The 14,455-nt window shown below is 55.7% G+C and carries 14 protein-coding genes; all 14 read left to right on the top strand.

Going from position 1 to position 14,455, the window contains the following annotated elements; all coding sequences use genetic code 11:
* The first annotated feature begins 534 nt into the window (after positions 1–534).
* Positions 535–1,671 carry a polysaccharide export protein gene (locus IM304_RS09490; protein ID WP_148418244.1) on the top strand — a complete coding sequence of 379 codons (1,137 nt, stop codon included), beginning with the start codon at positions 535–537 and terminating at the stop codon, positions 1,669–1,671.
* A gap of 6 nt (positions 1,672–1,677) precedes the next feature.
* Positions 1,678–2,121: a low molecular weight protein-tyrosine-phosphatase Wzb gene (gene wzb / locus IM304_RS09485; RefSeq protein WP_148418243.1), complete on the top strand. Its 444-nt coding sequence runs from the start codon at positions 1,678–1,680 to the stop codon at positions 2,119–2,121.
* 2 nt (positions 2,122–2,123) lie between these two features.
* Positions 2,124–4,286, top strand: a complete 2,163-nt coding sequence (gene wzc / locus IM304_RS09480; RefSeq protein WP_193355566.1) for a tyrosine-protein kinase Wzc — start codon at positions 2,124–2,126, stop codon at positions 4,284–4,286.
* Between the two features lie 121 nt (positions 4,287–4,407).
* The gene (gene wcaA / locus IM304_RS09475) at positions 4,408–5,250 is read left to right on the top strand and encodes a colanic acid biosynthesis glycosyltransferase WcaA (protein ID WP_017693085.1); all 843 of its coding nucleotides are present in this window, start codon (positions 4,408–4,410) and stop codon (positions 5,248–5,250) included.
* Positions 5,250–5,741 (top strand): colanic acid biosynthesis acetyltransferase WcaB, encoded by a 492-nt coding sequence (wcaB, locus tag IM304_RS09470; RefSeq protein ID WP_148418241.1) that lies wholly within the window; start codon positions 5,250–5,252, stop codon positions 5,739–5,741. Before wcaA ends, wcaB begins: the two co-directional genes overlap by 1 nt.
* Entirely contained in the window at positions 5,738–6,955 is a 1,218-nt protein-coding gene (wcaC, locus tag IM304_RS09465) for a colanic acid biosynthesis glycosyltransferase WcaC (RefSeq protein ID WP_193355565.1), read from the top strand. The genes wcaB and wcaC overlap by 4 nt, the downstream gene beginning before the upstream one ends.
* Positions 6,930–8,150, top strand: a complete 1,221-nt coding sequence (gene wcaD, locus IM304_RS09460) for a colanic acid polymerase WcaD (protein ID WP_193355564.1) — start codon at positions 6,930–6,932, stop codon at positions 8,148–8,150. The genes wcaC and wcaD overlap by 26 nt, the downstream gene beginning before the upstream one ends.
* A 16-nt stretch (positions 8,151–8,166) precedes the next feature.
* The gene (gene wcaE / locus IM304_RS09455) at positions 8,167–8,913 is read left to right on the top strand and encodes a colanic acid biosynthesis glycosyltransferase WcaE (protein ID WP_193355563.1); all 747 of its coding nucleotides are present in this window, start codon (positions 8,167–8,169) and stop codon (positions 8,911–8,913) included.
* A gap of 16 nt (positions 8,914–8,929) precedes the next feature.
* Complete coding sequence (gene wcaF, locus IM304_RS09450; protein WP_193355562.1) at positions 8,930–9,484, top strand: colanic acid biosynthesis acetyltransferase WcaF; 555 nt, start codon at positions 8,930–8,932, stop codon at positions 9,482–9,484.
* A gap of 21 nt (positions 9,485–9,505) precedes the next feature.
* Positions 9,506–10,627, top strand: a complete 1,122-nt coding sequence (gmd, locus tag IM304_RS09445; protein ID WP_003863514.1) for a GDP-mannose 4,6-dehydratase — start codon at positions 9,506–9,508, stop codon at positions 10,625–10,627.
* 2 nt (positions 10,628–10,629) lie between these two features.
* Positions 10,630–11,595, top strand: coding sequence for a GDP-L-fucose synthase (locus IM304_RS09440; RefSeq protein ID WP_148418236.1), 966 nt, complete (start codon positions 10,630–10,632; stop codon positions 11,593–11,595).
* Between the two features lie 2 nt (positions 11,596–11,597).
* Positions 11,598–12,077: a GDP-mannose mannosyl hydrolase gene (locus tag IM304_RS09435; RefSeq protein ID WP_193355645.1), complete on the top strand. Its 480-nt coding sequence runs from the start codon at positions 11,598–11,600 to the stop codon at positions 12,075–12,077.
* A complete protein-coding gene (gene wcaI / locus IM304_RS09430; protein WP_148418235.1) occupies positions 12,074–13,297 on the top strand; it encodes a colanic acid biosynthesis fucosyltransferase WcaI in 1,224 nt (407 codons plus the stop codon). Before IM304_RS09435 ends, wcaI begins: the two co-directional genes overlap by 4 nt.
* A gap of 3 nt (positions 13,298–13,300) precedes the next feature.
* A partial coding sequence (locus IM304_RS09425; RefSeq protein ID WP_193362877.1) for a mannose-1-phosphate guanylyltransferase/mannose-6-phosphate isomerase occupies positions 13,301–14,455 on the top strand: 1,155 nt, incomplete at its 3' end.

Genomic DNA, 14,455 nt, shown 5'->3' with positions numbered 1-14,455 from the left:
TACGAAGAACGATATTTAGGATATATCGCAATGAATGGTTTTGGCGTCTGTTTTGTCAATATAAAGAAAATCCGAAAACCTCAAAACTTTGCTATTAATATTAATCTTAAAAAACAATATTAGGACGGTTGTCTCCTTGCCTGCTATTAGGTTAGCTGCAACAATTCTCCCAGCATCAAATGTTAAATTTCCTTGTTGCTATTTTAGTTTTGGCCTTTTGCGAGGTTTATTCTTTATCGGCCGCGTGTTCGAAGTGGCTGATATATTTTGCAAATGGCCTTGATTAAGAGGGTGTCTATCCATAAAGCATTGTTTAGTCAGTGGATTGGTAACTGAAAGCCAAGGGCGGTAGCGTGCCTGAAAGCGTGTGAATCAGCCTCAATTATTCTGTCAATAGCCAATGGATGAATAAGCTTTTTTTAGGACTGATGCCAGTTAAATTGCTAAATGATTAACTGCATTCTGATTGTCACCACGACCCGCGCTTATTTAAATTGCACAGGATAATTACTCTGCCAAAGTGATAAATAATCAATGATGAAATCCAAAATGAAATTGATGCCATTATTGGTGTCTGTGACCTTGATGAGTGGTTGCACGGTCTTTCCCGGCAGCAATATGTCAACAATGGGCAAGGATGTGATTAAGCAGCAGGACGCTGATTTTGATCTCGACAAAATGGTGAATGTGTATCCATTAACCCCACGGCTGGTGGAACAATTACGCCCACGTCCAAATGTTGCTCAGCCAAATATGTCTCTGGACCAGGAAATTGCGTCTTATCAGTACCGCGTAGGTCCCGGTGACGTGATTAACGTCACCGTCTGGGATCACCCGGAACTGACCACCCCTGCGGGCCAGTACCGCAGCTCAAGCGACACCGGTAACTGGGTACAGTCCGATGGCACCATGTTCTATCCCTACATTGGCAAAGTGCATGTTGCGGGCAAAACGCTTGCTGAGATCCGTAGTGATATTACCGGCCGCTTAGCGCAGTACATTGCTGACCCGCAGGTGGACGTTAATATCGCCGCGTTCCGATCCCAGAAAGCCTATATCTCCGGCCAGGTCAATAAGTCCGGTCAGCAGGCCATTACCAACGTACCGCTCACGGTACTGGATGCGATCAACGCCGCGGGCGGTTTAACCGATGGCGCCGACTGGCGCAACGTGGTGCTCACCCACAACGGTAAAGAGCAGCGCATCTCCCTCCAGGCGCTGATGCAAAACGGCGACCTGACCCAGAACCGCCTGCTCTATCCGGGCGACATTCTGTACGTGCCGCGCAACGACGATCTGAAAGTGTTCGTGATGGGTGAAGTGAAGAAACAGAGCACCCTCAAGATGGACTTCAGCGGTATGACCCTGACCGAAGCGCTGGGCAATGCGGAAGGCATCGATCTGACCGCCTCCAACGCCAGCGGTATCTTCGTGATCCGTCCGATCAAGGGCGAGAACGCGAAAGGCAAGATTGCCAACATCTACCAGCTGGATATGTCCGACGCGACGTCCCTGGTCATGGCTACGGCGTTCCGCCTGCAGCCGTACGATGTGGTCTATGTCACCACCGCGCCGGTTGCCCGCTGGAACCGTCTGATCAACCAGTTGCTGCCTACCATCAGTGGCGTTCGCTACATGACGGATACGGCGAGCGACATTCATACCTGGTAAGCCGCGATGTTTAACAAAATTCTGGTGGTGTGCGTGGGGAACATTTGCCGTTCCCCCACGGCTGAAAGGCTGCTGAAAAATTACCAGCCTGGGTTAACGGTCGACTCCGCAGGGCTGGGGGCGCTGGTTGGTAAAGGCGCCGACGAGCGCGCCTCAAGCGTAGCCCTCGAACATAACCTCTCACTCGACGGGCACGTTGCCCGTCAGGTCTCTGGCCGGATGTGCCGGGAATATGACCTGATCCTCGCGATGGAAAAACGCCACATTCACGCGCTGTGCGATATCGCACCGGAGATGCGCGGCAAGGTGATGCTGTTTGGTCACTGGGACGGTGAGCGCGAAATTCCCGATCCGTATCGCAAGAGCCGCGAGGCCTTTGAGGCGGTATACACCTTACTAGACCAGTCTGCCCGCCAGTGGGCGCAGGCACTGAAAGCTCAGCAGGGATAACAATGACAGAAAAAACAAAAGCTTCTGCCGCCCCGACGTCGGGCAGTGATGAAATTGATATCGGTCGCCTGGTCGGCACCGTTATTGAAGCGAAATGGTGGGTGCTGGGTATTACCGCCGTCTTTGCCGTGGCGGCGGTCATATATACGCTGTTCGCGACGCCAATCTACAGCGCCGACGCGCTGGTGCAGATTGAACAAAACACCGGTAACTCGCTGGTTCAGGATATCGGCTCGGCGCTGGCCAACAAGCCACCGGCATCCGAAGCCGAAATTCAGCTGATCCAGTCGCGCCTGGTGCTGGGCAAAACGGTTCACGATCTGGGGCTGGATATTGCGGTTACGAAAAACACTTTCCCGGTGTTTGGTGCAGGCTGGGATCGCCTGATGGGGCGCAGTAACGATACGGTAAAAGTCACCGACTTCGTGATACCAAAAGGGGCAGGGGACCAGGTCTTTACCCTTACCGTGCTGGGGCCAAAACAGTATCAGTTGACCAGCGACGCGGGCTTCAGCGCGCGCGGTGAAGTGGGGCAGATGCTGACCAAAGACGGCGTCAGCTTCAGGGTAGGCGCCATCAACGCGCACGAGGGCGGCGAGTTTACGATTACTAAATTCTCTACCCTCGGGATGATCAACAACCTGCAAAACAACCTCACCGTCACCGAAAACGGCAAGGACACCGGTGTTCTGAGCATGACCTTCACCGGTGAAGATAAGGACAAAATCCGCGACATCCTGAACAGCATCACCCGCAACTACCTTGAGCAAAATATTGAGCGCAAGTCTGCGGAAGCGGCGAAAAGCCTGGCGTTCCTCAGCAAACAGCTGCCGGAAGTGCGCGCGCGTCTGGACGACGCCGAGAACAAGCTGAACGCTTACCGTCAGGATAAAGACTCCGTCGACCTGCCGCTGGAGGCGAAATCGGTTCTCGACTCAATGGTCAATATTGATGCGCAGCTGAACGAGCTGACCTTCAAAGAGGCGGAAATTTCCAAGCTCTACACCAAACGTCACCCGGCCTACCGCACGCTGCTGGAGAAACGTCGTACCCTGGAAGAAGAAAAAGCGAAGCTGAACGACCGCGTAACCGCGATGCCGAAGACGCAGCAGGAAATCGTGCGCCTGACGCGTGATGTGGAATCCGGCCAGCAGGTCTACATGCAGCTGCTGAACAAACAGCAGGAGCTGAAAATCACCGAGGCCAGCACCGTCGGTGACGTGCGTATCGTTGACCCGGCGATCACCCAGCCTGGCGTGCTGAAGCCGAAGAAAGCGCTGATTATCCTCGGCAGCATTATTCTGGGCCTGATGCTCTCCATCGTCGGCGTGCTGCTGCGCTCCCTGTTCAACCGCGGTATCGAAAGCCCGCAGGTGCTGGAAGAGAACGGCATCAGCGTTTACGCGAGCATTCCGCTCTCCGAGTGGCAGAAGTCCCGTGACAGCGTCAAAACCGTCAAGGGCGTTAAGCGCTACAAGCAGAGCCAGCTGCTGGCCGTGGGTAACCCTACCGATCTGGCGATTGAAGCGGTACGCAGCCTGCGTACCAGCCTCCACTTCGCCATGATGCAGGCCAAAAACAACGTTCTGATGATGACCGGCGTTAGCCCGTCAATTGGTAAAACCTTCGTCTGTGCCAACCTGGCGGCGGTGGTGAGCCAGACCAACAAGCGCGTGCTGCTGATCGACTGCGATATGCGTAAGGGCTACACCCACGAGCTGCTGGGCACCAACAACGTTAACGGCCTGTCGGAGATCCTGCTCGGTAAAGGGGAAATCAGCGAGAGCGCCAAGCCGACCTCGATTCCGAAATTTGACCTGATCCCGCGCGGCCAGGTACCGCCGAACCCGTCTGAACTGCTGATGAGCGAGCGCTTCACGCAGCTGATTGAGTGGGCGAGCAAAAACTATGACCTGGTGCTGATCGATACGCCGCCGATTCTGGCCGTAACCGATGCCGCCGTGGTCGGACGCCACGCGGGCACCACGCTGATGGTCGCACGCTACGCGGTGAACACCCTGAAGGAAGTGGAAACCAGCCTGAGCCGCTTCGAGCAGAACGGTATTGAGGTGAAGGGGGTGATCCTGAACTCCATCTTCCGCCGCGCGACGGGCTATCAGGATTACGGTTATTACGAGTACGAATATAAGTCTGACAGTAAATAACAAAACACACCCCACACCCCTCACCCTAACCCTCTCCCCTGAAGGGAGAGGGGACTGTTCGGTGCGCCTTTCACCCTCTCCCCTGTGGGGAGAGGGCCGGGGTGAGGGGTAGGAGAAAAATATGACCACACAACGCCCTTTAATTTCTATCTATATGCCGACATGGAATCGTCAGCAGCTGGCGATCCGCGCGATTAAATCGGTGCTGCGTCAGGACTACGATAACTGGGAACTTATCATCGTGGATGACTGTTCCTCCTCTTACGAACAGCTGCAAAAGTTTGTCGAAGACCTGAACGATCCGCGCGTGATGTACACGCACAACGCCATCAACTCCGGGGCGTGCGCGGTGCGCAACCAGGCGATTATGCAGGCGAAAGGGCAGTATCTCACCGGCATCGACGACGATGATGAATGGACGCCAAACCGTCTGTCGATCTTCCTGTCGCACAAGGCGCAGCTGGTGACCCACGCGTTTCTGTACGCTAACGACTATGTCTGTCAGGGCGAGGTGTACTCCCAGCCGGCAAGCCTGCCGCTGTATCCGAAATCGCCGTATTCCCGCCGCCTGTTCTACAAGCGCAACATTATTGGCAATCAGGTCTTTACCTGGGCCTGGCGCTTTAAGGAGTGCCTGTTCGATACCGAACTGAAGGCCGCGCAGGACTACGACATCTTCCTGCGCATGGTGGTGGAGTACGGCGAGCCATGGAAGGTAGAAGAGGCCACGCAGATCCTGCACATCAACCACGGGGAGATGCAAATCACCTCGTCACCGAAAAAATTCTCGGGCTACTTCCACTTTTACCGCAAGCACAAGGACAAGTTTGACCGTGCCAGCCGGAAGTATCAGCTCTTTACCCTCTATCAGATCCGCAACAAGCGCATGAACTGGCGCACCCTGCTGACGCTGCTGTCCGTGCGTAACGGCAAGCGTCTGGCCGATGGACTTCGGGGGAAATAATGTTTCTGGAAGATTGCCGCGCAAACAGCTGGAGCCTGCGCCCGTGCTGCATGGTTCTGGCCTACCGCATTGCGCACTTTTGCTCCGTGTGGCGCAAGAAAAATGTCTTAAATAACCTCTGGGCCGCGCCGGTGCTGGTGCTCTACCGCATCATCACCGAATGCTTTTTTGGCTACGAAATTCAGGCTGCCGCCACCATCGGCCGCCGCTTTACCATTCACCACGGCTATGGGGTTGTCATCAACAAGTTCGTTGTCGCGGGCGATGATTTCACCATTCGCCACGCGGTGACGATCGGCAACCGCGGGCCAGACAGCCTGGCCTGTCCGGTAATCGGCAATAACGTCGAGCTGGGCGCGAACGTGGTGATCGTTGGTGATATTACCGTAGGCAATAACGTGACGATTGGCGCAGGCAGCGTGGTGCTGGACAGCATTCCGGACAACGCGCTGGTAGTGGGCGAAAAAGCCCGCGTGAAGGTGATTAAATGAACATTCTGCAATTTAACGTGCGCCTCGCCGAGGGCGGGGCGGCTGGCGTAGCGCTGGATCTGCACCAGCGCGCGCTGCAAAAAGGGTTACAGTCGCGCTTTGTTTACGGTTACGGCAAGGGCGGCAAGAAAAGCGTCAGCCATGATAACTATCCGCAGGTGCTGAAGCAGACGCCGCGTCTGACCTCCATCGCCAATATTGCGCTGTTCCGCCTGTTTAACCGCGACCTGTTCGGCAACCTGAATAATCTCTACCGCACCGTTACCCGCACCAGCGGCCCGGTTGTGCTGCACTTTCACGTGCTGCACAGCTACTGGCTGAATCTGGAGGAGGTGGTGGCGTTTTGCGGCAAGGTAAAAGCGTATAAGCCGGACGTCCGATTCGTCTGGACGCTGCACGATCACTGGAGCGTGACCGGCCGCTGCGCCTTTACCGACGGCTGTGAAGGCTGGAGAAACGCCTGCCAGAAGTGCCCGACCCTGAGCAACTATCCGCCGGTGAAGGTGGATCGCGCGCACCAGCTGGTTGACGGTAAGCGTCAGCTGTTCCGCGACATGCTCGCGCTCGGCTGTACCTTTATTTCCCCAAGCCAGCACGTGGCGGACGCCTTCAACAGCCTGTACGGGGCAGGGCGCTGCAGGATTATTAACAACGGTATCGACGTGGCGACGGAAGAGATTCTGGCGGAACTGACGCCGGTGGCGGAAACGGCGGGCCAGCCGAAAATCGCTATCGTCGCCCACGATCTGCGCTACGACGGCAAAACCAACCAGCAGCTGGTGCGCGACATGATGGCGCTCGGCGACAGGATTGAACTGCACACCTTCGGCAAATTTTCCCCGTTTGAAGGGGCGAACGTGGTGAATCACGGGTTCGAAACCGACAAGCGCAAGCTGATGAGCGCCCTCAACGGCATGGACGCGCTGGTGTTCAGCTCGAGGGTAGACAACTATCCGCTGATCCTGTGCGAAGCGCTCTCTATTGGCGTGCCGGTCATCGCAACCCACAGCGACGCGGCGCGTGAAGTGCTGGAGAAATCAGGCGGAAAAACCTTCAGCGAAAACGAGGTGCTGCCGCTGGTGCAGATGCCGAAGGCCGACATCGCTCAGGCCGTTTTTGGCACCGACCTGGAATCGTTCCGCAACCGCAGCCGCAAGGCCTACAGTGGACAACAGATGCTGGAGGAGTATGTCTCGTTCTATCAGAATCTGTAGCTATCTGCTGCTGCCGCTGATCTACCTGCTGGTCAACGTCAAGATTGCCCAGCTCGGCGAAAGCTTCCCGATCACCATCGTCACCTTCCTGCCGGTTCTGCTGTTGCTTTACGTTGACAGGCTCAACCTTAAAAAGCTGATGATTGCGCTGGGCATCGGGTTTGGCCTGACGGCGTTTAACTACATCTTTGGCCAGTCGCTGGATGCCAGCAAATATGTCACCTCCACCATGCTGTTTGTTTATATCGTCATAATTATTGGCATGGTCTGGAGTATTCGCTTTAAAACTATCTCGCCGCACAATTATAGGAAAATCCTCAGGTTCTTTTATATTGTCGTTGGGATGATTGTCGTGCTTGCGGCACTGGAGATGGCGCAAATTATTATGACGGGCGGCAGTAGCCTGATGGAAATAATTTCGAAATATCTTATATACAGTAACAGCTATGTACTGAACTTCATTAAGTTTGGCGGCAAGCGAACCACGGCGCTCTATTTTGAACCGGCGTTCTTTGCTCTGGCATTAATCTCAATTTGGCTCAGCATCAAACAGTTCGGTATCAAAACCCCTAAAACCGATGCTATGATTCTTGCAGGAATCGTTCTGTCTGGGTCGTTCTCCGGGGTAATGACGTTTATCCTGTTTTACCTGCTGGAGTGGGCGTTCCAGTACCTGAACAAAGAGGCGATTAAGAAAAAACTGCCGCTGGCGATTATCTCCCTGACGGTGTTTTTAGTGGGCGTAATATTTGCGTTTCCGTACATCTCAGAACGCCTGGGTGATTTGGGAACGGAAGGCTCTTCGTCCTATTATCGTATCATCGGTCCACTGGTGATGGTGGGTTATTCCTTAACCCATATTGATGGCGTAGTAAGATTCGGCTCACTTTACGAATATGTTGCATCATTCGGAATCTTTAACGGTGCGGATGTCGGTAAAACCATAGACAATGGTCTGTATCTGTTAATTATTTATTTTTCCTGGTTCGCCGTACTGTTGACGCTGTGGTATCTGTTTAAAGTTTTCAAAATGATGATTAACGCGTTTGGTGATAACCAAAACTTTCGCGTGCAGCTTTATCTGTTCACACCGGTGTCGTTGTTTTTCACCGGGTCAATATTTAGCCCGGAATATGCTTTCTTGATTGTCTGCCCGTTTATTTTGCGCAAGGCGCTGAATATTACGAGCGTATGACGAAATGAGGTGATTTATGTTTCTTAGCGTCATTACTGTCGCTTTTCGTAATTACGAAGGGGTGGTAAAAACCTGGCGCTCGCTGCGCAACCTGGCGCGCGATCCGAGCCTCACCTTTGAGTGGATCGTGGTCGATGGCGGCTCGAACGACGGCACGGCAGAGTTTCTCGAAAAACTCAACGGTGAGTTCAACTTGCGCTACATCAGCGAGAAAGATAAAGGCATTTACGATGCGATGAATAAAGGCATCGCGATGGCGCAGGGCCGTTACGCCATCTTCCTCAATTCCGGCGACGTGTTCCATGAAGACGTGGCGTTATTTGCCCGTCAGCTCGCGCGCCAGAAAGAGGACGCCATGTTTATCGGTGATGCGCTGCTTGATTTCGGTGATGGGAAAAAAGTGCTGCGCGGCGCGAAGCCCGGCTGGTATATCTACCACAGCCTGCCGGCCAGCCATCAGGCTATTTTCTTCCCGATGAGTGGCCTGAAAAAGCAGCCTTACGATTTGCAATATAAAGTGTCGTCCGATTATGCCCTGGCCGCCAGCCTGTACAAATCCGGTTACCCGTTCCGTCGTATTAAAGGGCTGGTATCTGAATTTTCAATGGGCGGCGTGTCAACCTCGAATAATCTGGAATTGTGCCAGGATGCAAAAAACGTGCAGCGTAAAATATTACGCGTGCCGGGGTTCTGGGCGGAATTATCTTATTTATTACGTCTGAAAACGACGGGTAAAGCGAAAGCCTTATATAACAAAGCCTGAGATATAAGGAAATGTAATGCAGGAATTAAACGGATTCTCCGTGCCGAAAGGCTTTCGGGGCGGGAGCGGTATTAAAGTTCAGCTGTGGTGGGCCGTACAGGCAACGTTATTTGCCTGGTCGCCGCAGATAATGTACCGCTGGCGAGCATTTTTATTGCGCCTGTTTGGCGCAAAAATCGGAAAAAACGTAGTCATTCGACCTTCGGTAAAAATTACCTACCCCTGGAAATTAACGCTTGGGGATTACGCCTGGGTAGGGGATGACGCGGTGTTATATACCCTGGGCGAGATTACGATTGGCGCAAATTCGGTGGTTTCACAGAAGTGTTATTTGTGCACCGGCAGCCACGATTTTATGAGCCCGCATTTTGATATTACCGCTTCGCCAATTGCGATCGGCGAAAAATGCTGGCTGGCAACGGATGTATTTGTTGCACCGGGTGTTTCTGTTGGCGAGGGCACGGTTGTAGGTGCTCGCAGCAGCGTTTTTAAATCGCTACCGGCAAATAAAGTTTGCCGTGGCAACCCCGCAGTGGTGATACGCGAACGCGTTGAAACTGAAAAACTTTGATAAGTACAGAGGAATATAAACATGTCTAAAGTCGCTCTCATCACCGGCGTTACCGGGCAGGATGGTTCTTACCTGGCAGAATTGCTGCTGGAAAAAGGTTATGAAGTTCACGGTATTAAGCGTCGTGCTTCTTCATTCAACACCGAGCGTGTCGATCACATTTACCAGGATCCTCATGCGGCTAACCCGAAATTCCATCTGCATTACGGCGACCTGACCGATACCTCCAACCTGACCCGCATCCTGCAGGAAGTGCAGCCGGATGAAGTTTACAACCTGGGGGCGATGAGCCACGTTGCGGTTTCTTTCGAATCTCCGGAATACACCGCTGATGTTGACGCCATGGGTACCCTGCGTCTGCTGGAAGCGATTCGCTTCCTCGGTCTTGAGAAGAAAACCCGCTTCTACCAGGCATCCACCTCCGAGCTGTACGGCCTGGTGCAGGAAATCCCGCAGAAAGAGACCACGCCGTTCTATCCACGTTCTCCGTATGCGGTAGCGAAGCTGTACGCGTACTGGATCACCGTGAACTACCGTGAATCCTACGGCATGTACGCCTGTAACGGCATCCTGTTCAACCACGAATCCCCGCGTCGCGGCGAAACCTTCGTGACCCGCAAAATCACCCGCGCTATCGCCAACATTGCTCAGGGTCTGGAATCCTGCCTGCACCTCGGCAACATGGATTCCCTGCGCGACTGGGGCCATGCGAAAGACTACGTGAAGATGCAGTGGATGATGCTTCAGCAGGAGCAGCCAGAAGACTTCGTCATCGCGACCGGCGTGCAGTACTCCGTGCGTCAGTTCGTTGAGATGGCCGCGGCACAGCTGGGTATCAAGCTGCGCTTCGAAGGCACCGGCGTGGAAGAGAAGGGTATCGTGGTTTCCGTGACCGGCCACGACGCGCCGGGCGTGAAGCCAGGCGACGTGATTGTCCAGGTTGACCCGCGTTACTTCCGTCCTGCTGAAGTGGAAACCCTGCTGGGCGACCCAACCAAAGCGCACGAGAAGCTGGGCTGGAAACCAGAAACCACTCTGCAGGAGATGGTATCCGAGATGGTGGCCAAAGATCTTGAAGCAGCGAAAAAACACTCTCTGCTCAAGTCTCATGGCTACGAGGTTGCCATCGCGCTGGAGTCCTGAGAATGACCAAACAACGTATTTTTGTCGCCGGCCATCGCGGAATGGTGGGTTCCGCGATTGTCCGCCAGCTGGAGCAGCGCGGTGACGTTGAGGTGCTGGTTCGCACCCGCGACGAGCTGAACCTGCTTGACAGCAAAGCGGTGCAGGACTTTTTTGCCAGCGAGCGTATCGACCAGGTGTATCTGGCGGCGGCAAAGGTGGGCGGCATTGTCGCTAACAACACCTACCCGGCGGATTTCATCTACGAGAACATGATGATTGAGAGCAACATTATTCACGCGGCGCATCTGCACAACGTGAACAAGCTGCTGTTCCTCGGCTCATCCTGTATCTACCCGAAAATGGCGAAGCAGCCGATCGCCGAAAGCGAACTGCTGCAGGGCACGCTGGAAGCGACCAACGAGCCGTACGCGATTGCCAAAATTGCCGGGATCAAGCTGTGCGAGTCCTACAACCGTCAGTACAACCGCGACTATCGCTCGGTGATGCCGACTAACCTGTACGGTCCGCACGACAACTTCCACCCGAGCAACTCGCACGTGATCCCGGCGCTGCTGCGCCGCTTCCACGAGGCGACAGCCGAAAACGCGCCGGACGTGGTGGTGTGGGGGAGCGGTACGCCGATGCGCGAGTTCCTGCACGTAGACGATATGGCGGCTGCCAGCATTCACGTGATGGAGCTGGATCGCGAGGTGTGGCAGGAAAACACCGAGCCGATGCTTTCGCACATCAACGTGGGTACCGGCGTCGACTGCACCATTCGCGAGCTGGCACAGACCATCGCGCAGGTGGTGGGCTACAAGGGCCGCGTGGTGTTTGACGCCACCAAACCGGACGGCACGCCGCGCAAGCTGCTGGACGTGACCCGTCTGCATCAGCTGGGCTGGTATCACGAGGTGTCGCTGGAGCAGGGGCTGGCCAGCACCTACCAGTGGTTCCTGGAAAACCAGCACCGCTTCCGGGGGTAATGATGTTTTTAAGTCAGGAAGATTTTGCCACGATCGTTCGTTCCACTCCGCTCATTTCAGTTGACTTGATCGTGGAGAACGAACGCGGCGAGTTCTTGCTGGGGAAACGAACCAATCGTCCTGCACAGGGCTTCTGGTTCGTGCCCGGCGGGCGCGTGCAGAAGGATGAGACGCTGAGCGATGCGTTTAAGCGTCTCACTCTGGCGGAACTGGGCCAGCAGCTGCCGATGGCAGCGGGCCAGTTTTACGGGGTCTGGCAGCACTTCTATGACGATAACTTTTCAGGCACGGACTTTACCACGCACTACATCGTGCTGGGGTTCCGCCTGAAGGTGAGTGAGGCAGACCTGCGTCTGCCTGATTCTCAGCATGACGACTACCGCTGGCTGACGCCAGAGGCGCTGCTTGCCAGCGACAATGTGCACGACAACAGTCGTGCCTATTTCCTGGCAGATCGTCAGTCCGGAGTGCCGGGCTTATGAAAATTTTGGTGTATGGAATCAACTACTCGCCGGAGCTGACCGGCATCGGGAAATACACCGGCGAGATGGTCGAGTGGATGGCGAGCCAGGGGCACGACGTGCGGGTCATCACCGCGCCGCCGTACTACCCGGAGTGGAAGGTAGGCGAGCGCTATTCAAGCTGGCGCTATCGCCGCGAAGAGGGCGCGGCGACCGTCTGGCGCTGCCCGCTCTACGTGCCGAAGCAGCCCTCGACGCTGAAACGTTTAATTCATCTGGGCAGCTTTGCCCTGAGCAGCTTCTTCCCGCTGATGGCGCAGCGCCGCTGGAAGCCGGATCGCATCATCGGCGTGGTGCCAACGCTGTTCTGCACGCCGGGCATGCGCCTGCTGGGCAAACTCTCCGGCGCGCGCACCCTGCTGCACATCCAGGATTATGAAGTGGACGCGATGCTCGGCCTCGGGATGGCGGGCAAGGGCAAGGGCGGCAAGGTGGCGAAGCTCGCCAGCGCCTTCGAGCGCAGCGGGCTGCTCAACGTGGATTACGTCTCCACCATCTCGCGCTCGATGATGAACAAGGCGCAGGAGAAGGGCGTCCCGGCCCGGAAGGTGATCTTCTTCCCGAACTGGTCCGAAGTGGCGCGTTTTCGTGACGTAACGGAAAGCGACGCGCAGGCGTTACGCGCGCAGCTCGGTTTGCCTGATGGTCATAAAATCATCCTTTACTCGGGCAACATCGGCGAAAAACAGGGGCTGGAGAGCGTGATTGACGCCGCGCTTCAGCTGAGCGAACACCCGTGGACGTTCGTGATTGTCGGGCAGGGCGGCGGCAAGGCGCGCCTGGAAAAAATGGCCAGCGAGCGCGGCCTGACCAACGTCCGCTTCTTCCCGCTTCAGTCTTATGACGCGCTGCCCGCGCTGCTGAAAATGGCGGACTGCCATCTGGTGGTGCAAAAACGCGGCGCGGCGGATGCGGTGCTGCCGTCCAAGCTGACCAACATTCTGGCGGTGGGCGGCAACGCGGTAATAACGGCAGAAGCCGATACCGAATTAGGCCAGCTGTGCAACAGCTACCCGGGCATTGCCGTTTGCGTGGAGCCGGAATCGGTTCCCGCGCTGGTGACCGGAATAGAGCAGGCGCTTGCCATGCCAAAAGAGAACACGGTGGCACGTGAATATGCCGAACGCACGCTCGAGAAAGAGAACGTGCTGAGCCAATTTATTGCAGATATACGGGGATAAATCATGAGTCAAACCACTTTGTATCCGGTCGTAATGGCGGGTGGATCCGGGAGCCGGTTGTGGCCACTGTCCCGCGTGCTTTATCCAAAACAGTTTCTTTGCCTGAAGGGCGACCTCACCATGCTGCAAACGACGGTTAACCGTCTGCACGGCGTGGAGTGCGAAAGCCCGGTGGTGATCTGTAACGAACAGCACCGCTTTATCGTTGCCGAGCAGCTGCGCCAGCTGAACAAACTCACCGAAAATATCATTCTGGAGCCTGCCGGCCGTAACACCGCGCCCGCTATCGCCCTGGCGGCGCTGGCGGCGAAACGCAGCAGCCCGGACTGCGATCCGCTGATGCTGGTGCTGGCGGCTGACCACGTTATCCAGCAGGAAGAGGCGTTCCGCGACGCGGTACGTGCGGCCATTCCTTACGCCGAGCGCGGCAAGCTGGTGACCTTCGGCATTGTGCCGGATCTGCCGGAAACCGGCTATGGCTACATTCGACGCGGCAGCGTGACGCCAGGCGAGGGCGACAGCGTGGCCTTTGACGTGGCCCAGTTCGTCGAAAAACCTAATCTGGAAACCGCGCAGGCCTACGTTGCCAGCGGTGAATATTACTGGAACAGCGGTATGTTCCTGTTCCGCGCCGGGCGTTACCTGGAAGAGCTGGAAAAATATCGCCCGGATATCTTAAGCGCCTGCGAGAAAGCGATGGCGGTGGTGGATCCGGATCTCGACTTTATCCGCGTGGATGAAGCCTCTTTCCTCGCCTGCCCGGAAGAGTCCATTGACTACGCGGTGATGGAGCGCACGGCGGACGCCGTGGTGGTGCCGATGGATGCGGGCTGGAGCGACGTCGGCTCCTGGTCATCCCTGTGGGAGATCAGCGCGCATACCCCGGAGGGTAACGTCCATCACGGCGACGTGATTAGCCACAAAACGGAAAACAGCTACGTCTACGCCGAGTCTGGCCTGGTCACCACTGTCGGGGTGAAGGATCTGGTGGTGGTGCAGACCAAAGACGCGGTGCTGATTGCCGACCGTAATGCCGTGCAGGACGTCAAAAAAGTGGTGGAGAAGATCAAGGCCGACGGCCGTCACGAGCACCATATTCACCGGGAAGTGTACCGTCCGTGGGGCAAATACGACTCCATCGACGCGGGCGAACGTTAC

This window comes from Enterobacter cloacae complex sp. P40C2, from assembly GCF_014930695.1.
Taxonomy (GTDB): Bacteria; Pseudomonadota; Gammaproteobacteria; order Enterobacterales; family Enterobacteriaceae; genus Enterobacter; species Enterobacter pasteurii.
This window is presented reverse-complemented; position numbering and strand designations above follow the sequence as displayed.

Coding starts and splice junctions, on each gene's coding strand:
- IM304_RS09435 (WP_193355645.1), top strand. CDS start 11,598: ATGTTTTTAAGTCAGGAAGATTTTGCCACGATCGTTCGTTCCACTCCG.
- wcaD (WP_193355564.1), top strand. CDS start 6,930: ATGTCTCGTTCTATCAGAATCTGTAGCTATCTGCTGCTGCCGCTGATC.
- wzc (WP_193355566.1), top strand. CDS start 2,124: ATGACAGAAAAAACAAAAGCTTCTGCCGCCCCGACGTCGGGCAGTGAT.
- IM304_RS09440 (WP_148418236.1), top strand. CDS start 10,630: ATGACCAAACAACGTATTTTTGTCGCCGGCCATCGCGGAATGGTGGGT.
- wcaA (WP_017693085.1), top strand. CDS start 4,408: ATGACCACACAACGCCCTTTAATTTCTATCTATATGCCGACATGGAAT.
- wcaE (WP_193355563.1), top strand. CDS start 8,167: ATGTTTCTTAGCGTCATTACTGTCGCTTTTCGTAATTACGAAGGGGTG.
- gmd (WP_003863514.1), top strand. CDS start 9,506: ATGTCTAAAGTCGCTCTCATCACCGGCGTTACCGGGCAGGATGGTTCT.
- wcaI (WP_148418235.1), top strand. CDS start 12,074: ATGAAAATTTTGGTGTATGGAATCAACTACTCGCCGGAGCTGACCGGC.
- wcaF (WP_193355562.1), top strand. CDS start 8,930: ATGCAGGAATTAAACGGATTCTCCGTGCCGAAAGGCTTTCGGGGCGGG.
- wzb (WP_148418243.1), top strand. CDS start 1,678: ATGTTTAACAAAATTCTGGTGGTGTGCGTGGGGAACATTTGCCGTTCC.
- wcaC (WP_193355565.1), top strand. CDS start 5,738: ATGAACATTCTGCAATTTAACGTGCGCCTCGCCGAGGGCGGGGCGGCT.
- wcaB (WP_148418241.1), top strand. CDS start 5,250: ATGTTTCTGGAAGATTGCCGCGCAAACAGCTGGAGCCTGCGCCCGTGC.
- IM304_RS09490 (WP_148418244.1), top strand. CDS start 535: ATGATGAAATCCAAAATGAAATTGATGCCATTATTGGTGTCTGTGACC.